The sequence below is a fragment of the Paenibacillus polymyxa M1 genome (assembly GCF_000237325.1).
Classification (GTDB): domain Bacteria; phylum Bacillota; class Bacilli; order Paenibacillales; family Paenibacillaceae; genus Paenibacillus; species Paenibacillus polymyxa_C.
The window spans coordinates 277,757-297,899 of the sequence record NC_017542.1; the positions used below are offsets into that span (position 1 = coordinate 277,757).

A 20,143-nucleotide genomic window follows, 5' to 3' on the forward strand; every position below is an offset into this window, starting at 1 on the left:
ACCTGGATTCATATGTGCCTTTCTGGCTATATCACTAAGAATCATCTGGTTATCTTTTTATCAATGGGAACCGTACGCTTTCAGTTGACCAGTTGGATCGAATTACGGCTGCAATGGGTCATCCTGTCGGCCATTATTACGAACGATATGTGACTGAGTATCTAACGGAGGCCAATCCGAATTGGCGTCGAATGAGTCCTTTTATACATAATTGCGCGAAACTAAATAAACTGGACTGCATTCATGAAGTAGTCAATCTATTAATGGATAAACTGGGCTATTCGGAATCATTATTTGAACTTGCTGAAGAACTATTTAAAGAGGCCCTTCACGAGGCAGCAGCCATACTATATGAGAATGTAGCAGTTAGTGAAAAGAAGCAATATTCGGAGCAATTGGCGCTTTGTCAGTATCGCTTGTTTACAATTCGTATTGGGAACGAGCAGAGCCGAAACTTTGAGCCAGCATGTTATTTTCAACCTTATGTGAAGCGATTGGATGAAGTCGATCAACTTGATGCGTTGAAGGATTTAGCGAATGTGTATCGTTCTTTACGTGGGTGGGATAAGGTTGAGGAAAACGCTAAAAAAATGAAGATAAAAGCGGAAATTCAATACGCACTCAGTCATGAGGAGAAACGAAATCATAGAGAGCCTATAAAGAAGACAAGGAACCTATTATTTTGATATATCGCCTATGCGGATCTGTTGTGTGCAGCTTATTGCGAAGCCCGAAAAGATTATGAACGAGCATTGCAATATATATATGCTTATTTAAGCTGGGTCAAGGAAACAGATGCGGAAACTCAACACTGGATCAGCTTATTCCTACATTGGGCACAACGAAACACGTATGTTTACAAGCTTTTATCAGGAGATACTAGTGTAACTCAAGTATATGTGGATTACGTAAATGCCTCGTCAAATGAATCAGAAAAAGAACTGATTGCCAAGCTAATGAACATTATGATCGTAGCTAACCAGCATGGGATTAAAGTGGATGATATACTTCAGCGGTTTAAAACAGAAATTGATTCTTTCATGCACCAATCGTTTTCTACTGATATGTATACTCAGCAGGTTGTTCCAGAACAGTTAGCGCGTATGGAGTATGAACTAGCTTACTACTACTTGAATCAAGGCATGTACAGTGATGGTTTTTCCTGAGACTAAAGAAGAGTATTTCAATTTTATTGAAGAGGTGTGGTTGAGTAATGTTAAAAAAATCGGTTCTACTCGTCATCGCAACTAGCTTTTTGTTTATGTTGACTGTACCTACACAAAATTATATTCATGGTCCAAAAGTGCAACTTCAAGAAACAATTGGAAGGTATTAGGCAGACTAATGCATAAGAATGGAGTTTAATTTTGAAGTATATCTTTTAAATATAAGACTGCTGTTAAAATCAAAAAGTAAATAGCGAACGATATCGACTTTTGCGTAGTTTGACGCTTTTATCGGTATCGTCGCTTTTTTTGGTTGGAAAAGGGACAGTGGAAAGAGTTTTATAGTTTTACGGTGAGCGGTAATAATTTATATTTACGAAGAAAAATGCAGACTTCTTTATAACTATTTATTCCGGTTTTTACCCGTTTAAGAGCAACCATATTACCGTCGTCATACTATTGACTCTTAGTTATCACATCAATAATTTAACATAATATAACTTTTAGATATTATCCCGGTACTTAGAATAAATTGTGTACAAGCCTATTGCTGCTAATACAAGGATAATGTAAACAATAATTACGGGTAACCCGAAGGCTACTCCATTACCCAATGCAATACCTATTTTTCTCATTATTTTTCACCTCGTTTTTTATTGTTTATTCTTTTCAAATGGAAGATTAACGAACTGGTTAAACAGCGTTTTGGTCTGATCCGATTTTAAAAATTCAAGTATCATCTGGTGTTTTCCAAAAGCTAGCATAGCTAATATGAGATAGCGAATTAGTGTTACATTCCTGAAAGTGAAGCCACCTGGATAAAACCTATTAATCTGTTGTACTATTTCCTTTATAGCAGAGTTAACGGTGGGACTTTTGCTTACAGCCTCAATTTCATTCCAGTATTGCTGAATGCAATGGATGATTTCTAGAATGTTGTCATAGTCATTTTTTTCTGAACGTTGTATGGATTCTTTTATCGTTCGTAAGTTCAACCAGTCCAAGAACATATCGGCATCAGCAATAGTTTGAGTTGTAACATTTGGATTAGGTCTAGAGAAGAGCTTTAGCCCCTGACATGTCATACTACTACCTGCTGCTAACAGTTGTACAACACTGAGGATATTTCGGAAAGATTCCTTCTCTGCCTCCTGTTGTTGTTTCAATTCTTTAAGATCTTGATTTGAAGGCCGTCCTGGTTTTTTCTTGGGTACAGATTCTTCAATCATCTCATTCAAAATGTAATCTGCGAATTCTGGATCTTTAGTCTTGTTATTGACCTCGGTGAACTTATCCTCAATTTCAAGTGTAAAATTATAAACCGCATCCTTTAGCTTATGCCATGAAATATTGTACCCTCGCCAAAACAGTGTGAATATAATGTGTTTTTGATTTATCCCCTTCAAGCTTTGAATCTCCTTTAAAATGTCCAAGGACTCCTCAGTAAAGTGCGACAGAGTTCCTTTTGCTCGGCCTCTCCCTTTTGTATCAGAGCATATTAAACCTAAGTTAATATAGCGGTTTAACTTACTCTCTGTGATTGGTAGATTTTTTAATTGAGCTTTTGTAATTAATTCTTTTTTATCCATAGTCGACCTCCTTATAGCACAATATTAGATCCTAATTAATCTGAAAACTATAGCACTTCCATGCATAAATGTAAGTGGGATTTTCCATACAAGGAAGACGAAGGGGATGTAAATTTAAAAAGTAGAATTCCACTTTCGAGATTTGTGTGAAGTATAAAGTTTTATTTCCGTATTTTTCCAGAAGAAGGCGACGATTTCGACTTTGTCGTAGGGTGACGCTTTCGTCGGTATCGTCGCTAAACAATATTGATAGATATTGAATAGGTAATATAATTTACAATATTAAAACGGAAGGGATTGAACTAGCATGGCGAAAAATACTGGAAATGACTACAGAAAAGGAGCTGTAAGAGATAGATCTCAAACATACAATTCTAAAAATGACACGTTGGTTAAAAGGGATGCAAGTAACGAAAGATTCCTAGAATCGAAAAAATTGTTAGTAAGTTAAGGGACTATCAGGACACAAGAGTAACTCTGTGTCCTGATAGTCGTTTTTTACGTTAAAAAAATGATTATCAACGACAAAAAACGACACATTTTTCAATGGTTCAATAGTATCATTACTTTTGACTCATATTATAGTAATTATATTCAATAAAGCTTTAATTTATCTCATGAATGCAAGAGAGTATGGAGAAATATATTGGATATAGCTTAGAATAATTAAGGAGGACTATAGATGTCAGCTACTTGTGTATCTTTAATTAATATGAAAGGTGGAGTAGGTAAAACAACTCTTGCCTTTAACCTTGCGTGGTATGCGGCTTATAAACGTAGAATGAGAGTACTAGTAGTTGATTTAGACCCTCAAGCAAATGCCAGCCAATACTTAATGGGGGCAGAGGCATATAAAACATATTTAGATGAAAACCGACCTACAGTATTTCATATATTTGAACAATATACACCTTCTGGTTTTGACGGGAGTATGGGGCCTTCCAGTCTGGATGTTAGTACAGTTATTTACCCCGTTAAAAAGTGGAGTAACAGTAGTTTTATTCACTTGATTCCCTCGAGACTTGAGTTGTCATGGACATTAAAGAACCCGACAAATAAGGATCACTTACTTGCTCGTTTTTTGACTAATGTGCAAAATGATTATGATTTGATATTGATCGACTGTGCACCAACAGAATCAATTCTCACTACTGCTGTTTATCGTGCCAGTAGGTTCGTTGTCATCCCCATAAAGCCAGAATTCCTAGCTTCAATTGGATTACCTTTGTTAGTTCGTTCACTTGAAAGCTTCAAGCATTCTCTAGGTGATCAAGATATAGAAATTGCTGGTATAGTATTTAATGATACTGACCCGACATTAACTTATGAGGAGCACAATATCTCACGTTCTGAAGTAAGAAACTATGCCTCAAAGCAAGGCTGGCATGTCTTCGAAAATGAAGTTAGGCATTCAAATTCATATCCAAAAGGGGCAAGAAATAAAAAACCTATTTTTCTTACAGACTACGCTCGATCAAATGTCATAAATGAGTTTACTGCTTTTGGTCGAGAATTCCTTGAAAGGGTGGGATTCTAATTGAGTCTAAAACAAGAACTATTACTTGATTTGCTTCAATTAAAAGTTAAGTATACTGAGAAAGAGTTCAATGAAGTTTTCTCATTTTTACAAAACGAGAGAGTTGACCACTCGTTTGATGAAATTGTAAGGTTGTTGAATTTAATAGACATAAATAAAAAAACAACTAATCAACGAACAAAAAAGAAATTAAGCAATCTCGAAAAAGTTCATAATGCTGACCAAGATCATTACTTAAATTTAATTAATTTTAGAGATAAACTTCTAAATCGTAGTATAGCTGCCGAGACTAGGGAGCTTAATCGATTTTCTGCAGAAATCGGCATTCCTAGTTCTAAAGGTAGAAAAAGAGAACAGACTATCAAACTGATTATTGAATTTTTAGCAGGTTTGCGACCGGAAGAAGCAAACCATTTAATAGAAGAAGGGCTAATATTTGCCAATGAAACTAACAGTAAATTTGAATTATTAGCGGATGCCATACTACAAAGATCCCAAACAAACGAAATTAATAAAATTGAATAGACGCATGTTTTTCAAAACGGGTAGATTATTTCGGAAGAAAAGAATTCAAATAACTAATTGAAAATAGCTATATCCAAGATAGGAGAAAAAATAGCATGACGGAATCTAATAAAAGTGACGTAAAACCAAAGCTTAGAGATCTACCGTCGATCAAAGAAGCAGAACATCAAGCTAATAATCTAAAGATGGTAAAAGCAGCTATGCCAGTGTTATCTCCCTTTCTCAAAATGCTTGGGGTAGATTCGGAGCTAATAAAAAAACATTTCAAGAAACAGAGGATAGTTTGGGTAATATAAGCGATCTTGTAACTGTACCAGACAGGTTTAATGATATGTTTGCTGAACGTGGTTGGATATTGTATGACATGATGAGTCTTGCTACAGCTGAAGAAGCCGTAAAAAGAGCGGAGGATGGAGATATTGAGGGGGCGGAGCAGAAGCTCGTAGAATATTATGATGCAGAAACTACTAGGCTCCACTTGTCGATGATGCAAGCAATCAAGGCATTTCGCCCAAGATTGAGATTGGCTTATAGAGCCTTGACCGACTATGAAGAAGAACGATACCACGCTTGTATCCCAGTTGTCCTTGCTCTTTTAGACGGACTAGTTAATGATATTCATCAAAATAGAAAAGGATTTTTCGCTGAAGACATTGAATTTGAAGCATGGGATTCACTTGCCGCACACAGTAAAGGTCTTGGACAACTTGCAAGTATATTCCGTAAAGGAAGACGTTCAACGACTACCGATCCACTAACTCTACCATATCGAAATGGCATATTGCATGGAACGGATTTAGGATATGACAACAGGCTAGTTGCTGCCAAAACATGGGCGACTCTGTTCTCTCTCAGAGATTGGGCGCTAAAGGTTGAAAATGGTAAAGATAAACCACCAGTTGAAAAACCTAAAGAGAGTTTAAGAAAGGTGATGTCTAAGTATTCTGAAACGTTGAAGGAACATAATGAACTACAAAAATGGAAACCTCGTGAGATAATTCTTAATGATGAATTTGTTTTTCAAGAAGGCTCTCCAGAATTTGTTTTAAATGAATTTATGGAATTGTGGAAGAGGAAGAATTATGGGTATATGTCTAAACTTGTTCAGCTAAATAAAGTTGACGACAAACAAAAACCGAAAAAAGTAAAAGAGAAACTCGCAGATTGTCTTTTGAAGGATTTCAAATTTTTAAGCATCAATGATATTGCTGCTGCTACTGCAATTGAATTAAGTATGCAAATTGAAAAAAATAATATTATTACAGAATACCAATATGCGTATAGTCTGATAAACATAGACGAGGAAAATAAATTTGTTAGAAGGGGGAAGCCAGGATCAAAATGGAAAATTGAAAAATGGAATTACCAGTCAGCATTTTGAACATAAACGTTATGAATTTACTTCAGCATTTTCTAACTATTTATCTATAGTTTGTTGTTGGCTCAACTGAGTGAACATGGAAGCCCGCTGCCTTCCGTGGAATTTGGATGAGTTCGATAATTTTCGTTCGTTCTTCAGTGTGAGTCTGAGCAGACGACCTCCACCGTATTTGGATTTCAACAAGTCGATTTTTGCGGCATTAAAATAATGGATGGCATGATAGATGTGTTCACCTGAAACATGATAATGGTGATTTTCATTTTTAGGTCAGAAGCTAAAAAATCATAATGTTACGAACTTGCACCGGGTGGGCACTTTTTGGACAATTCGGACTAGACGATTTCCTTCTTTGCGGATCGAAATTCGAACAAAAACAGTCACGCTTCTTCATTTCAGAAAATGCACTTATTTAAAGGTTATCTTATATCCCCAATTGCAATATATGGAGGAAAATGAATGTATGCATTTATTTGAATTAGAACAATTAATAAGGAAAGATAAAAATAAATTTCTTAATCTAGTGAAAAAAACATATTCAAACTTAGGTTTAGAAGATACATTGCGGTTAATAAAAAAATCTGGAATTTGTATTAATCCTTATGGAACGGGCGAGCCCAAGGATAAAAAACTGTTTAATCAAGTTTTTGAATTTTTGCAGTCTAAGGAGCATGATTCCAAAAGTTTAAGTGATTTTTTAAATGAGATAAATATCCTTAATGCAATTTATAGAAGATTTGATCAAAAATATATGAAAAAAATCGAAAAATTAATTGATGCCGATATACACGTAAATTCATACTTAATAGCTCTAGAAATTAATCTGTCAGAGTTTCAATATCAATCTTTTTTTAACTTGATATCTGGTAGGATAAATGGTTTAAATCATAACTCTCAAGATATTTACGAAAATATTGTTCAGTCTAGTGGTTTGATTCTTAAATACTTTATGTATAAAAAATATAAATTTGGAGGGATTTCAAATAGAATAGATAAACAAGATGTTATCTCCGCCAGTGAGCATCTAACTAACTCATCAATTAGAGTTTATATGGATAATATTATGTATTTGTGGGATTATTTTGATGTTAATATTAGTGTATTAAATAAAGATAAAGTTTATATAAAAACAGTTGGAGACGATGCTCTAGGAAAGCATATTTCTCATTTAAGCTTTATGGATATTAGAAATGCTAAAATGAGCAGACAAGGATTAGAGCAGGCGATATTTAAGCCAAAATATAATATAACAAATAATTTACCGCCTGAGTATATCTCTTCAAAAGAAGAGTTAGCTTGCGAATTTATTGAAGAGTATTTTTCAACCAAAGATCTCAATATAGAGTTTAATGGAATATTATTATCTGAGTTAATTAGGGCCTATTCTTTAGTTTCTATTGAATGTGAAAAATTTTTGAAAAATAGAAAAAATATAGGATATGGGTTTAATGATGTGGCGCTAAATGAGGTTTGTATAGTTAAATCAAAAATTAAATGGATAAACAAGCTTACTGAAGTAGGCATTAGAAAAAGCAAAGCAGATGAGATATTGAAATTAATGACTTTTAATAACAGTTCTAACGATTTATTTGATTGCCCATTTATACAAATGGGCAACAACCTAGTTGTTTTACCATCAGCTTCAATTATGACTGATTCATCACGAGCTATTTTACTAAATTTAAATAGTAGGGAGATCAATATATCCAAAAAAGGAGATGAATTTGAAAGACTGATAAGAGAAGTAATAAGCAAGAGAGGTATCAGATGTATAAATTTACAAAAAAAAGATTACGAATGCGATGCTGTTTTTGCTCTTGGTAATGATTTGTTTTTTTTGGAAACAAAGCATTTAAATCATCCAACTTCATATAGAGAATATATGCGTCACTTAGATGATATTCGGGAAGCATCCAGTCAGTTAAATAGAATAGTAGAATTTTATACAACTGATGTGAATTTAGAGGAAATAAAAAGTAAATTAGATATTGAAACTGTGGACTCAATATCTAAACTAGTTGTTACTAATACTTCTCAAGGTCAAAAGTTAAAAATCGGAGATACCTATATAACGGATGATACCTGTTTTGTGGGTTATTTTGAACGACGGCCCCCTCAAATCGTAGCATTTCAAAAGGGAAGTATTGTAACAAGATCTTTGTTTTCTGAATACTTTATGGGCAATTTGAACAAGGAACAGTTCATGAATTTATTAGAAAAAAGCCCTTTAATTGAACAAAATAAAAGAAGAATAGGATACGCCATGTATGATTTCAGTGAACAAATTGGAGTTGAGTTCGAAGATTTTTCTGTAAAAGTTAATACAGTTGTGTACGAAGATTTTTTAACAGACGATGAACGAACTGAACTAAGTAATATTTACAAATAGCTACTAAGATGAATTGATTTAAAAACCCAAAAATGTTTATAATTTTATTAATTCGAGATAAATTAGTTGAAAAATAGTTGAGTTACGATGCCACCTCACCAAACAATCTCAACATTACTCGACGATGGATTGTGGATTTACCGTGCCAAGGCTCGCCTCCATTTAAAAAACCCGCTCATTGGTCATACCCCTGTCAAGTAGACAGAACTAAAAAGACATCTTTAAGCAGCAACCGTTTCTCGGTATTCAATCGGGGAACGGTTGTTTAATTTTTTCTGAAATCTATTTTCATTATAAAAAGAAATGTACTCCCGTACGTGTTGTTCTACCTCCGCTAGGGTTCCGGGTTTCGTTAAATAAATCTTCTCTGTTTTAAGATGGGAGAAGAAGGATTCTATACAGGCATTGTCTAGGCAATTTCCACGCCTTGAATGGCTCCCAAGCATGCCAAGCCGCTTAAGCTTGCGGTTAAACGGCTTGGAGGTATACTGAAAACCCTGGTCTGAATGGAGAATGACACCCTCCATGTTCACGTTCTTACTTAGAACGTCTAGCGTCTCGCTAACTAGAGCAAGGTCATTTCGTTCCGAAAGACGCCAAGCCACGATTTCATTGTTAAACAGATCTTGAATGACAGAGAGATATACAAACCGCTCTCCAGCTCGTATGTATGTAATATCGGTAACCAGCTTGGATAAAGGAGAATCTGCCTGAAATTGTCGATCTAATCGGTTGGCATTTACCACAGATGCCTGTTTGCCAAAAAAACGCCGCTTCTTTCGAATGACGGAACGGATCCCTAATTTCTTCATTAGGCGGTACACCTTTTTGTGATTGACCAAGATACCTTCTCTACGTAAAGCAACGGTCATCCGCAGATAACCAAAATAGGGATGGATCCGGTGGATCGACAACATATGCGATTCCAGAAGCTCTTCTTCTTGCTTACGCTGCTGGGTTGTTTGCTGAGTCTTTCTCCATTTATAATATCCTGCCCGAGAAACATGGGCTAATTCAAGTAACCATTTCAACGAATATCGTGTTCGCATTCCCTCAATAATTTCAAACCTCGCTTCTTTCCTCGTCACTCCTTGTGTAGATTTGGATACTGCTTTTTTAAATATTCAATCTCCGCCCGTAGATACGCCATCTCTTCTTCCATACTGGAAAATTTCGTTTTGGGTCGTCCCTGTCTTGTGGTCGTTGGCTGGAGGTTCTCCCCCGCTCGATATTTCGTCACCCAGCTTTGTACTTGGGATTTATTACGAATGTCTAAGTGTTTCGTCACTTCACGAATACTCATATGTTCTTCGTTCACCAACCGGATTGCCTCCATCTTTACATCTAAGGAGTATTGCTGGAATGATTGTCCCTTTTTAGCCATGAAAAATCCCCTCCGTTCAACAAGATTAAGTCCATCTTAACAGATGTCTTTTCTCTCTTGTCTACTAGAAGGGGATAATACCACATAGAGCGGGTTTTTGCTTTTTAGTAGGTTCGATTGCGGACCAAGTGTAACTTTAACTTTACAAACCCCCATTATCCAAACCACTTGATAAAATCACTTGTATTAAGGGAGCGGCCTCTCCAAGTCATAATACCTGCTTTCATTCTGAGCAAGGATGGATTCAATTCGATCCATAGTCCGTTCCGATCAATCCTCTTATCCATATTGATTTCAGAAATATACATTGAAAATAACGCATGCTATGGTTCTTTCTGTAAACAAAATATCTATTCTGGCCGATACATACATAAGATGGGTTATTGTTAAATATGCCCTTTTGCTTTTATATTTTGAATTAAATACTCATCTTTTTTAAGAAGAAGGGACTAACCCTATGAACTATATGGACGAGCATATTTTAAGTCTTAAAAATAAGCTTAATTATGATGTTGCATCTAATAACGTAAATACGAGTCTTTCCCAAACTGTTATTTCCGAACAGGATCACTCCGTTTCTGAGAAAAGTTTGGCGTTACGGTTAGGTGATGAGCTCATTCCGCTGGAATTAAGGGTGATTTTGGACGGACAAATGCAGGTAAGCGTGCCGAAATCTTTTAGTTTGATGCCACTGGAGCAGGCCAAATTTAAGTATCCTTCGGAATATCGTCCAGAGGCCATTTACACCTCAGAGGATGGGACGGTGAATATCACCTTTAGTCGGACAGAATCATTTTTGGCGGACGAGGAACTTCCTGATTTTGTGGAGCAAATGGCGGACACTTTGCGAGCTGTACAACCAATCCGTAATTGGCTGGGCACTCAAGTGATCGTGAATCATTCTGGTCTGTCCATTAGGTTGATCCGTTTTGTTGCTGCAGGCGTGGATACAAATTTGTACAACGAAATCCTGCTGTTCACCCATGCAGGACAGGTAATGATGGGAACGTTTAACTGTATGGAATCGGACATGGAGGCATGGCTGCCTGTAGCGGAAAATACAGTACATTCACTCCATGCAGTTTCATTGCTTTTACATCCTACGCTTGAGAAAGAGGCGAATCAAATATGAGTTTGGGCTACGATAATATCCAAATCCAGCCTTACGAGCTGGTTGAGCTGGAGCACCTTACCCTCGCGAAGAAAATCAACGAGCATACTCGGCTCTATTTTACAGGGATCATCCCGGAAGAAATGCAGGACAGCTATGTGGAAACGACGGAAAAGAACACGGTTATTGAGGTAAGCCATCGCAATGAATCGGGTGAAAGTAAGCCGCTATTCAGCGGAATTGCGCTATCGGTCGAAGTGAAGGTTGTGCGGGATGTGTACTATCTGGAGGTAGAGGCCATTTCCCATACTTATCGGATGGATATCCAGCAACGCACCCGTTCTTTTCAATATACCAAAATGACAATTCCTCAGATGCTGGAGCAGATTGGTAAGGATTATGAGGGGTTGGATGTGATTGATGGAGCGACCGGTGGAGAGCCTATCGGACGGATTGCCATCCAGTATCAGGAGACGGATTGGGCTTTTTTAAGACGCATGGCTTCCCGCTATCATACGAGCCTGATGCCTGTGTCGCGTTTTGATAGTCCCAAATTTTATTTTGGCATTGAAGACAGCTCTGCACAGGCCGTACTGGATCATACCCGTTATACGGTACGCAAGCAGATGCTGCCTTTCCGCTACTTTCAGGAAAATGAGCAGGCAAAGGTGAACGAAAATGATTTTATTTTTTATGAGGTGGAGACAGACGAGGTGCTGGATTTGGGCGCTCAGTTGACCTTTCAGGGACACAGTTTGTATGTCATGGAGGCTTATACGGAAATGAGACAGGGTCTGTTGCGGCATCAATATGTGCTTGCCTCGTATAAAGGCTTACGGCAGAAAGGCTACTATCAGGAAAAGCTGGCGGGCGCTTCATTAGGAGGGGTGGTCGTGGACGTGCGTCAGGATCAGGTACGTATCCATCTGGATTGCGACGAGAAGCAGGCGGTCGATCAGGCGCATTGGTTCAATTATTCGACGGTATATAGCGGCGGGGGACATACAGGCTGGTACGTAATGCCGGAAAAAGGGGACCCGGTTTCACTCTATTTTCCGGGCAGCCGTGAAGAGGATGGGGTAGCAGGCAGTGCAGTCCGACGTACAGACAGAGGAAGCGGGCATAACAAGCTATCAAATCCGCAGATGAAAATATGGCGAACGCCTCATGGAAAAGAAATTCGTTTGGGACCGGATGAACTGGTCGTGACGGGTAAAGATGGTGCTATTTTTATCAAGCTGGACGACAAGGAAGGTATTCATATTGTGAGCAATAAACAGGTAAGTATCTCGGCGGGTGGCAATCTGAGCTTGTCGGCAGGGAAAACGATGAGTTTGTCGGCGGGCAGCGAGCTGCGTATGGATTGCAATGGCAGTCATATTCAATTGAGTGGATCAGCGGACATGAAGGGCAGTGAAGTGAAGTCGAATTAGCCTATAGGGCAGCGGATGACTGGCGTCAGCCTGAAGATATGAATTTATGAAGAGCTTTAGGTGGTGGTTGAGTACAAATGAAAAAGTCTATTGATGAGTTAGAACCGCAATGGCGAGCTATATTGAATCAGGCGTGGTTTCTCATCAGCAGAGACTGGGCACTGAAGTTTAAGACGACGCAGGAGCAACGGATTCAGGCTTGTGTCGAAGAGTTTCGGGGCTATTGCCGGCACATTCGACAAGAGCAGCTTCAAGGAAAGGAAAGGATCGGCTATATCACATACTCTATGCTACGTACCACATGGCTGGAAGAACGGCCTGCTTATCTCGTAGAGGCTTCCGATGCTTTATGGATGCTTGATCCGCAGCCGATCCGATTGGAATGGGATACAAGCTGGGCATATTCCTATTGGACCGATTTGCAGCGACAATTGCGAGGGGAGGTAGAGAAGCAGCAAGTTTCTCTATCAGAGCTTGAATGGGAGCAGGTTATGTTGGAAGCAGCGGTACACATTCATGCGCTCGTTGTGAATGTGGTGCGCTCGGCAATGAAACAGGCGGTGTACTTATCGGAGTTTCAAGAGCTGGAGCGAGAAGAGACATTCGAGATTCGTGTCGGCGAATATTTGGATCATAGTGTATCGGTATATCGAGAAGATCGCAGAGCCATGGAGGCGAATGAGATTCGGTCGTGGTTGGAGGAAAAAGAGGAACATGCGTACAGCTATCAGGCGTTGACTCAAGTTCATTTGTCGGATGGGGATTTTAGCCTGTTGGATTTTCGTTATACAGCCTTTCGCCAAATCAGGTCGGAGCATAGCCGTCTACATGGCTGTGTTCTAGTAGGAACAGTGTGGCAGGAAAGTGAGTTAAATGGAATTGATTTGACATACAGTTTGCTTCATGGAGCCAATTTTAGCGGATGCTCGATGAAAGGGGCCATATTGGATGTCGTTATAGGGAACGCCAGATATGGATCAGATGCTTCACTGGATTGGGAGCCATTAGGTTTTGCTGGAGTAGATTTCACAGGTGCGAGCTTGCAAGGAGCCCGTTTTCATGATGCACAATTGCGGGGAGCCATTTTTCAAGAGGCGTTACTACAAAAAGCGTCCTTGGACGGGGCAGATCTAACCGATGCCTGCTTTGTTGGAGCAAATGTGACAGGTGCATCCTTTAAAGAGGCTTGTTTGATCGGAGCTAATTTTACAGGTGCCAATGTACAAGGAGTTATTTTTACCGATGAACAGCGTAGAGGAGCTATTGGTTTGGAGTGGTCTACGCAGGTGAGGGATGTTGGTAGCAAAGGGGAGTGGCTGCATTGAGATATTTTCGACTGATGATAGACGAGCGGGTAAAACATCGGGTGGAGCCTGCTGCGCTATCTCCTTTGCAAGTAGAAGAAATCCTGACGGAGGCTGAGGGAGAGCAACAGCAGGATGATCCGCTTTTTTTGGCTGTACATACCGATCCACGAACAGTGTACCCGGATTTCCTGGAATTTCCCCTACCCCTGGTGTCCGACCGGTTGAAAGTATTATTGGAGAAATATATGCCAGGACTGAAATGGAAAGCGGCCATCCTTACCGATTTCCAGCAGGCTAGACAGGAGGTATACTGGGTGCTTCGTCCGCCGCTGGTGGACTGTTTGTCCGCACAAACGGAATGGTACCCCAGCGGTACATTGAAGCATTTGATACTAAGACAGGGGGAGATAGAGCCCCCTGTTTTTCGGATTGAGGGACTGATTGAACCTCATATCTATATCCATTTGGCTGTGGCAGAGAGCCTGCTGCGCCGATCTTTTACAGGCATTCGAGTGCAAAGAGTCGAGATGGAAGCACTAAGGAGGATGGGGTAAGTGGAAGAAGCCCAAGTGAAACCGGGAACGGGCGCAAAAAAAAGCTATGTCGTGGCAGGAGCGATCTTAAGTTATAGTTATGGCACACAACCTACCCGTTTGAAAAGACCTTTTAGCCATGGCGTCTACGTAAAAAACAAAGCACAAATGAACATTGGAGATTACGTTCCAGGAGTGAACATTCAGTCTTTTGGAAATTGCTCCAGTCCTTTAAATCCGGCCGTGCAGGCCAGTGAGATGGTGGACATCTATGGCGTGAAAAAGGCTCCGTGTGTTCCAGTTCTGACCATGCCTTGGCTGAATGGGAAAAGTGATGTGAAGATCGAGGGACAGCCGGCCTTGACACAAAATTGTACCCATCAGTGTCTGTATTGTGGTCATATCCAAATTGAAAATGATGGACAGGAGCTGGACTAAGAGTCTGTTTCTCTAGTCCCTGCGAATGGTTTGAAAATATTAATATGGGGAGGGCATTGATATTATGGCAGGAGGACTCAATAAAAAATCAAAACGGGGTTGGTAAGACTATGGAGAAGCAAATGGATCAGTTATATCCTCAAATTGCAGAGCATATTTTAGATATGATACCTGAAGACAAATGGCATGAGATTTATTTGTATGCTGAAATATTAGATGGCTCTAGTAATGTATACTTTTATTTCAATGCTTCTGAGGACGGAGACAATATATATTCTCATGATATCTCTGATAAATACGGTGTAAGTGGGGAAGTTTATGATGACTTGCTATTAGGATTACAATCCAAATTTGAAAAGCTAAGAAAAATATTTATTGATAATGATCAGGAGGCGTGGACGAATTTAACCTTAGCACTGAAGTATCCTGGTAAATTAAATATTCAGTATAGCTATGAAGATATGATAACTTCAGAATTAACGTCAACCCAACGACAAATAATTTTTGAATATCAACATTTAGGGTTGTTGCCTATAAGTGAGAGAAATATACAATTTTTAGAGGGGTATTTAGATAATCAAGATAAGTCCCGGTAGAACCAAGCCCACTTTGACATAATCGTCATTGTGGTTTTTTATTAAGCTATAGCCTCGGGATGAAAGAGCGCTATATATTGGGAAGGAAGTAAGTAAAAAATGACGAAATGAAAAAATAAAACCATTCCAACTTCTAAACTAAAAAAAGGAGCCCTTTATAAAGTCTAAAGAAATATTTAAGGGATGGAACAAACAGGATCTTTGGAAGGGGACTTGCCTCCGTTGAGTATGCAATCATGTTTTCGCGGCTTCTTTTTTCATTCATCTTCAAAGGCAACTCAAGGATTCATTTTTTCCTCTCTTTAATAAAGTGTTGACAAGAACAATAAAATATTATATCTTTATATCAAGATAAATAAATTAAAGATAAAACAACAGCGAATTTTGAATAGGGAGGTATACACATGATTGCGATTTTAGAAAGAATTAACCAGTTGGCAAAAAAAGCAAAAGAAGTTGGGTTAACTGAAATTGAAAAAACGGAACAAATGGATCTTCGCAAAGAATACCTTCAAATCTTTCGAGGCTCTATCAAAAGCATACTTTTGAATGCTACGATTTATGATCCGAATGGAGATGATGTTACTCCTGAAAAATTAAGAAAAGAACAGGCTCAAATCGTTAAGCCATGAATTTAATTTTGTCTAATATCTCTAATTTAAAAATCTTTAAATAATAAATATAATATGGAGAGTGATTTTATGTTGGCGAGTGGATTGTTGTTAATACGTTTGGTGGTTGGATTGCTATTCGTGGGGCACGGGGCTCAGAAGCTTTTTGGCTGGTTTGGCGGCTATGGTCCAAAAGGTACCGGTGGTTGGATGGAATCAATCGGGATCAAGCCTGGGGTATTGATGGCTGTGGCCGCTGGATTGATGGAATTGCTGGGAGGGGCTCTATTTACTGTAGGACTGCTCACTCCACTAGCTGCACTTTTGATTACGATGGCGATGCTCGGAGCGATTGTCAAAGTGCATGGTCAAAACGGAATCTGGGCAACCGCTAATGGCTATGAATATCCACTGGTTCTTATTGCTGTCGTAATCGGGATTGCGTTGACAGGTGCAGGTTCATATTCCATTGATGCAATACTTCATTAATACATGAACTTAGATCATTAAAAATTGAACGATAATGGAAAATAAGGATTTCTACGATTTAAAGGAGGGTTTTATATGTCACTTCAAACGACAGGTATCCATCATATTACAGCTTTTGCCGGTAATCCGCAGGCTAATGTCGATTTCTATGCAGGTATTCTTGGACTTCGGTTAGTGAAGAAAACCATCAACTTCGATGCCCCCGAGGTTTACCACTTGTACTTTGGTAACGAGGCAGGGAGCCCAGGAACGATCATTACTTTTTTCCCTGCACCGGGAACTCCCAAAGGGCGAATCGGAGGCGGCCAGGTGGGTACAACCTCGTATGTGGTACCGCTAGGTTCGCTTGATTTTTGGCAGCATCGTTTGAAAAGCTTTGGTATTCAAGTTACGAAAACAAGCCGTTTTAATGAACAATACCTTCAATTCGAGGATAATGAGGGCCTACGTCTTGAGCTTGTTGAACGTGCAGAGGGAGCGAGCAGTACTTGGTCTTACGATGGCATTTCGGCTGATAAAGCAATCAAGGGGTTCGGAGGTGCAGTGCTATTTAGCGCCAACCCACAGAAAACGATGGATGCATTGGAGAGCATACTCGGATTTACGAAAATCGATGAAGACGCCGAATATGCTCGTTATCAGTCCGCTGGAGAAATCGGCAACATTGTGGATGTTCCGCTCGTCAAAATGGGCTTAGGCTTTGGTGGAGCAGGCACGGTACATCACATTGCATGGCGCGCAAAAGATTTCGAGCAACATGAAGAGTGGAGAAGCGCAGTTCAGCATTATGGCTATCAGCCAACTCCAATCATCGACCGCCAATATTTTAATGCAATATATTTCAGAGAAGCGGGCGGCATACTTTTTGAAATTGCTACAGATCCACCGGGATTTGCTAACGATGAACCTGCAGAATCTTTGGGGCAGAAATTAATGCTGCCAGAGTGGTATGAACCGCAGCGGGCTCAGATCGAGGCAAACCTGCATCCTATTGAAGTGAGAACATTAACAGATAAACAAAAGTAAACGAAATCAAACGAAATAGCTGCTGTTTTGCATCCAGATGAAGTCACGTAAATCCACAATCTCATTCGATTGTGGATTTTTCATTTGATAGGTTACCACCTGAAAATGAAATCCTCCGCAATTAACCTATATTTATGATTTGACTAATCTAATATACGACATTATCTATCCAGGACAGAATCTGCTTCCAGGTATGTGTCTCGTGTGCTACCGTCCTCTTGTTATTCCAACAGCTTTTCAGACTTTACCAGCATTTCTCGTAACACGTGGGCGACTCGGCTTTTCCGGTTCTCAGCTTTCTTTTTTATCGCTCGTAATGATTGCTGGTATGCTGGGGTATTGTTGTGATAATAAAACTGCTTGGCAGCAATGCGTAGTGTCCTTCTCAACAACATAGCCGATGAACGTGTTAACCTAGAACGGAGTCCCCTGCGCAACACGCGCAGCGTATTTTTGTAGGTCTCAAAATCCTCGGATGGAGGAATTAGAGCGAATAAATTTAACGAGGAGTCATTGAACCCGTAAGTTTCATACATAATTCTCAAATTTTCCGTATTTAAAACGTTACCTCTAAGATGGGTTGGATGTTCTTGATGATATCCGACCAACTCTTTGATGCAATAAAAAGGGATTTTTAAGCGATGCAGTCTATAGCCCAAGTCCCAGTCTTCGAGTCCGTACAGCACAAACCGTTCATTGAAACCTCCAATACGAATCAAGTGGTTGCGTCTGATGGCTACACAACGAGTTACTAGCATCATCCAGGGAGCTACGTCCGTTGAGGCAAATTGTTTTTGAGTACTGGGCGGAACCCTGGTGGGGCTAACGACTTTAGGCAATGCACCCGTTTGATGCAGGACATCATGAGGGGTGATGATCGGGATAATTTCATTCGCTGTTTCAAAGTCGGGATTCCATAAGCCTGATTGTGTAAGTATGCTCCGACAATGTTCTTTTTCTTCCACAGAAAAGTCAGGGTGATAATGGGTAAATGCATCGTCCCACGAGTGAGGAATGCCTGAAAGCACGGATTTGGGATACTTGCGGTGATAACGACTCACGGTTTTAATGAAATGAGGTAGCACCAAAAAGTCAGCGTCGCAGAAAATGATATATATCCCTTTTGCCTGGCGCAGTCCCAAATTTCGAACGGCAGATCGACCACGTTGTTCCGGGTGTGACACATAGATAAGAGGATAGGATGCTTTGAAGTCTTCAACCATTTCTTTCGTTCCATCTGTAGAGCCGTCATCAGCTACAATCACTTCGAATAGTTGCTTGGAATAGGTTTGCGCTTCAAATGAGGCGAGTGTGAGCAGCAGCTGCTGGGCTCGATTATAGGTTGGAATGATGACGCTGTAGCGGATAGCCAATGTGATCTCCCCCCACCATTTTTATTAGAACACGTTTGAACAAGATAAATAATAACAATGTATTCAAGGATTTTAGCCTGGTCTGGTCAAACACCCCTCAAGGTGCGAAACAGGCTTGGTCATATTGAGGATGTTAAGGTGGAGGTTCCGTAATTTTTGCTATTTTGCAGGTATTTTCAGTGGTGTGATGTATATGTCATGGCAGCATTACGCATAAGGATGTAAAGTAAAAGAGATACAAACAAACATGAGATGAAATGGACATGTTTATGGTAAACTATATGGAGTTATAGAAGACCTGAAAGAGGAGTACTATATGACACAATTTGTCTATAAGCAAATTATTGACGATCTTAAAATGAAAATTTTCGCTGGAAAGTTTGCAGATATGAGATTGCCAGATGAACGTAGTCTTAGTGAGACTTACCAGGTTAGTCGTAGTTCCATTAAACGCGCTCTGACTAAAATGGAGAGTGTCGGAATTATTTTCAAAAAACAAGGCTCCGGGACATTTATTAATCCCTTATACATAAGAAATGAATCTATCTTTAACTATGAAGGCTCTAATCTAGGAGTTACTGATAATTTTCAAATGCATGGCAAAAAGCCAAAAATCAAAGTATTGAGTTTCGAGGTCATTCCACCGACAGAAGAACTACAGCGCGATTTGTTCTTGGATACCCATGATTTTGTTTATAAAATCGTTCGCTTACGCCTGTTTGATGACGATCCCTTTATGATCGAAACGGGCTACATCCCCATTAAAATTGTCCAAGATTTAAATCAGACGATTATTGAGGGTTCCATTTTTAATTATTTGGAAGACTCGCGGAACCTGGCCGTCACCAAATCTTTTTTATCCATTTTTGCAGAACCGTCCCAAGAGAATGACCAAAAGCTACTACAATTGAAAGAAAATGAACCGGTAGGCATTATGGAGGGTGTTTTCTTTTTAGATAACGGCACGCCATTTGAATTTTCACATATGCGGTTTCATTACAAATATTTGAAATTTAATACCTTTGTATCGGTACACTAACGAAAAGACTGGAGAATTCTCCGGTCTTTTTTTTATGGTTTTGAAAAAGAATTAGAGTCTGCAAACCTTTCATTTATCACAAATTTTATTGGTTTATCTTTCTATATATTTTAATGTAAGAGCTTTTTTACTGTCTTTTTAATTTATATTTCATAGTATGTTCAAAATTTCACAAAATTGGACCGTATCACTTGTGAAAAAGGTTGAATTAATTTAGCG

Annotated in this window: 20 protein-coding genes; 17 read left to right on the plus strand and 3 right to left on the minus strand. The window is 39.2% G+C overall.

Translation table 11 applies throughout. The features are described 5' to 3' along the window. Nucleotides 1-92: 92 nt before the first annotated feature. Together PPM_RS29770 and PPM_RS29775 are read left to right on the plus strand one after the other, a co-directional pair. The gene (locus PPM_RS29770; protein WP_228392880.1) at nt 93-686 is read left to right on the plus strand and encodes a DNA-binding protein; all 594 of its coding nucleotides are present in this window, start codon (nt 93-95) and stop codon (nt 684-686) included. A gap of 66 nt (nt 687-752) precedes the next feature. Beyond that, nucleotides 753-1,166, plus strand: coding sequence for a hypothetical protein (locus PPM_RS29775; RefSeq protein ID WP_231860479.1), 414 nt, complete (start codon nt 753-755; stop codon nt 1,164-1,166). 653 nt (nt 1,167-1,819) lie between these two features. Here the strand turns inward: PPM_RS29775 and PPM_RS01210 are convergent. Next, nucleotides 1,820-2,755, minus strand: a complete 936-nt coding sequence (locus tag PPM_RS01210; protein WP_013368874.1) for a hypothetical protein — start codon at nt 2,753-2,755, stop codon at nt 1,820-1,822. Between the two features lie 682 nt (nt 2,756-3,437). Between PPM_RS01210 and PPM_RS01215 the strand changes: the two genes are divergently transcribed. From PPM_RS01215 to PPM_RS01235, 5 genes are all read left to right on the plus strand, one after another. After that, nucleotides 3,438-4,292: a ParA family protein gene (locus PPM_RS01215; protein ID WP_013368875.1), complete on the plus strand. Its 855-nt coding sequence runs from the start codon at nt 3,438-3,440 to the stop codon at nt 4,290-4,292. Further along, nucleotides 4,293-4,817, plus strand: coding sequence for a hypothetical protein (locus PPM_RS01220; RefSeq protein ID WP_013368876.1), 525 nt, complete (start codon nt 4,293-4,295; stop codon nt 4,815-4,817). It begins immediately after the preceding gene. Between the two features lie 95 nt (nt 4,818-4,912). Then, nucleotides 4,913-5,113, plus strand: a complete 201-nt coding sequence (locus tag PPM_RS01225) for a hypothetical protein (RefSeq protein WP_043885840.1) — start codon at nt 4,913-4,915, stop codon at nt 5,111-5,113. After that, nucleotides 5,101-6,198: a hypothetical protein gene (locus PPM_RS01230; protein WP_228392881.1), complete on the plus strand. Its 1,098-nt coding sequence runs from the start codon at nt 5,101-5,103 to the stop codon at nt 6,196-6,198. The genes PPM_RS01225 and PPM_RS01230 overlap by 13 nt, the downstream gene beginning before the upstream one ends. Before the next feature lie 460 nt (nt 6,199-6,658). After that, nucleotides 6,659-8,584, plus strand: a complete 1,926-nt coding sequence (locus PPM_RS01235; RefSeq protein WP_013368879.1) for a hypothetical protein — start codon at nt 6,659-6,661, stop codon at nt 8,582-8,584. A gap of 221 nt (nt 8,585-8,805) precedes the next feature. Here PPM_RS01235 and PPM_RS01240 read toward each other — a convergent pair. Then, nucleotides 8,806-9,968 (minus strand): IS3 family transposase gene (locus PPM_RS01240; protein WP_414858820.1). Its coding sequence is split into 2 segments (ribosomal slippage): nt 8,806-9,704 and nt 9,704-9,968, totalling 1,164 coding nucleotides; the frame shifts between segments, so codons are not numbered across the junction. A 457-nt stretch (nt 9,969-10,425) separates the two neighbouring features. Here PPM_RS01240 and PPM_RS01250 point away from each other — a divergent pair. The 9 genes from PPM_RS01250 to PPM_RS01290 all read left to right on the plus strand — a co-directional run bounded on the left by PPM_RS01250 (nt 10,426) and on the right by PPM_RS01290 (nt 17,512). Further along, nucleotides 10,426-11,100: a hypothetical protein gene (locus PPM_RS01250; RefSeq protein WP_013368883.1), complete on the plus strand. Its 675-nt coding sequence runs from the start codon at nt 10,426-10,428 to the stop codon at nt 11,098-11,100. Beyond that, nucleotides 11,097-12,512 carry a contractile injection system protein, VgrG/Pvc8 family gene (locus PPM_RS01255; RefSeq protein ID WP_013368884.1) on the plus strand — a complete coding sequence of 472 codons (1,416 nt, stop codon included), beginning with the start codon at nt 11,097-11,099 and terminating at the stop codon, nt 12,510-12,512. The genes PPM_RS01250 and PPM_RS01255 overlap by 4 nt, the downstream gene beginning before the upstream one ends. A gap of 77 nt (nt 12,513-12,589) precedes the next feature. After that, complete coding sequence (locus PPM_RS01260) at nt 12,590-13,837, plus strand: pentapeptide repeat-containing protein (protein WP_013368885.1); 1,248 nt, start codon at nt 12,590-12,592, stop codon at nt 13,835-13,837. A gap of 14 nt (nt 13,838-13,851) precedes the next feature. After that, on the plus strand, nt 13,852-14,373 hold the full coding sequence (locus PPM_RS01265; RefSeq protein WP_013368886.1) for a hypothetical protein: 522 nt from the start codon (nt 13,852-13,854) through the stop codon (nt 14,371-14,373). After that, a complete protein-coding gene (locus PPM_RS01270; protein WP_013368887.1) occupies nt 14,374-14,790 on the plus strand; it encodes a DUF4280 domain-containing protein in 417 nt (138 codons plus the stop codon). It abuts the gene before it with no gap. Between the two features lie 56 nt (nt 14,791-14,846). Next, the gene (locus PPM_RS01275) at nt 14,847-15,386 is read left to right on the plus strand and encodes an antitoxin YezG family protein (RefSeq protein ID WP_419775816.1); all 540 of its coding nucleotides are present in this window, start codon (nt 14,847-14,849) and stop codon (nt 15,384-15,386) included. Between the two features lie 404 nt (nt 15,387-15,790). Beyond that, entirely contained in the window at nt 15,791-16,018 is a 228-nt protein-coding gene (locus PPM_RS01280) for a DUF896 domain-containing protein (RefSeq protein WP_013368889.1), read from the plus strand. Between the two features lie 69 nt (nt 16,019-16,087). Further along, nucleotides 16,088-16,486, plus strand: a complete 399-nt coding sequence (locus tag PPM_RS01285; protein ID WP_013368890.1) for a DoxX family protein — start codon at nt 16,088-16,090, stop codon at nt 16,484-16,486. 75 nt (nt 16,487-16,561) lie between these two features. Continuing rightward, on the plus strand, nt 16,562-17,512 hold the full coding sequence (locus PPM_RS01290) for a ring-cleaving dioxygenase (protein ID WP_013368891.1): 951 nt from the start codon (nt 16,562-16,564) through the stop codon (nt 17,510-17,512). A 221-nt stretch (nt 17,513-17,733) separates the two neighbouring features. Here PPM_RS01290 and PPM_RS01295 read toward each other — a convergent pair whose 3' ends face one another. Beyond that, nucleotides 17,734-18,885 carry a glycosyltransferase gene (locus PPM_RS01295; protein WP_013368892.1) on the minus strand — a complete coding sequence of 384 codons (1,152 nt, stop codon included), beginning with the start codon at nt 18,883-18,885 and terminating at the stop codon, nt 17,734-17,736. A 316-nt stretch (nt 18,886-19,201) separates the two neighbouring features. On the opposite strand from PPM_RS01295, the gene PPM_RS01300 reads away from it, so the two are divergent. Next, the gene (locus PPM_RS01300; protein WP_013368893.1) at nt 19,202-19,924 is read left to right on the plus strand and encodes a GntR family transcriptional regulator; all 723 of its coding nucleotides are present in this window, start codon (nt 19,202-19,204) and stop codon (nt 19,922-19,924) included. Nucleotides 19,925-20,143 lie beyond the last annotated feature (219 nt).

Excerpts from the sequence above, each read along its gene's own strand:
- PPM_RS01300 (WP_013368893.1), top strand. The coding sequence starts at position 19,202 with ATGACACAATTTGTCTATAAGCAAATTATTGACGATCTTAAAATGAAA.
- PPM_RS01265 (WP_013368886.1), top strand. The coding sequence starts at position 13,852 with ATGATAGACGAGCGGGTAAAACATCGGGTGGAGCCTGCTGCGCTATCT.
- PPM_RS01215 (WP_013368875.1), top strand. The coding sequence starts at position 3,438 with ATGTCAGCTACTTGTGTATCTTTAATTAATATGAAAGGTGGAGTAGGT.
- PPM_RS01235 (WP_013368879.1), top strand. The coding sequence starts at position 6,659 with ATGCATTTATTTGAATTAGAACAATTAATAAGGAAAGATAAAAATAAA.
- PPM_RS01225 (WP_043885840.1), top strand. The coding sequence starts at position 4,913 with ATGACGGAATCTAATAAAAGTGACGTAAAACCAAAGCTTAGAGATCTA.
- PPM_RS01260 (WP_013368885.1), top strand. The coding sequence starts at position 12,590 with ATGAAAAAGTCTATTGATGAGTTAGAACCGCAATGGCGAGCTATATTG.
- PPM_RS01210 (WP_013368874.1), bottom strand. The coding sequence starts at position 2,755 with ATGGATAAAAAAGAATTAATTACAAAAGCTCAATTAAAAAATCTACCA.
- PPM_RS01285 (WP_013368890.1), top strand. The coding sequence starts at position 16,088 with ATGTTGGCGAGTGGATTGTTGTTAATACGTTTGGTGGTTGGATTGCTA.
- PPM_RS01290 (WP_013368891.1), top strand. The coding sequence starts at position 16,562 with ATGTCACTTCAAACGACAGGTATCCATCATATTACAGCTTTTGCCGGT.
- PPM_RS01280 (WP_013368889.1), top strand. The coding sequence starts at position 15,791 with ATGATTGCGATTTTAGAAAGAATTAACCAGTTGGCAAAAAAAGCAAAA.
- PPM_RS01250 (WP_013368883.1), top strand. The coding sequence starts at position 10,426 with ATGAACTATATGGACGAGCATATTTTAAGTCTTAAAAATAAGCTTAAT.
- PPM_RS01255 (WP_013368884.1), top strand. The coding sequence starts at position 11,097 with ATGAGTTTGGGCTACGATAATATCCAAATCCAGCCTTACGAGCTGGTT.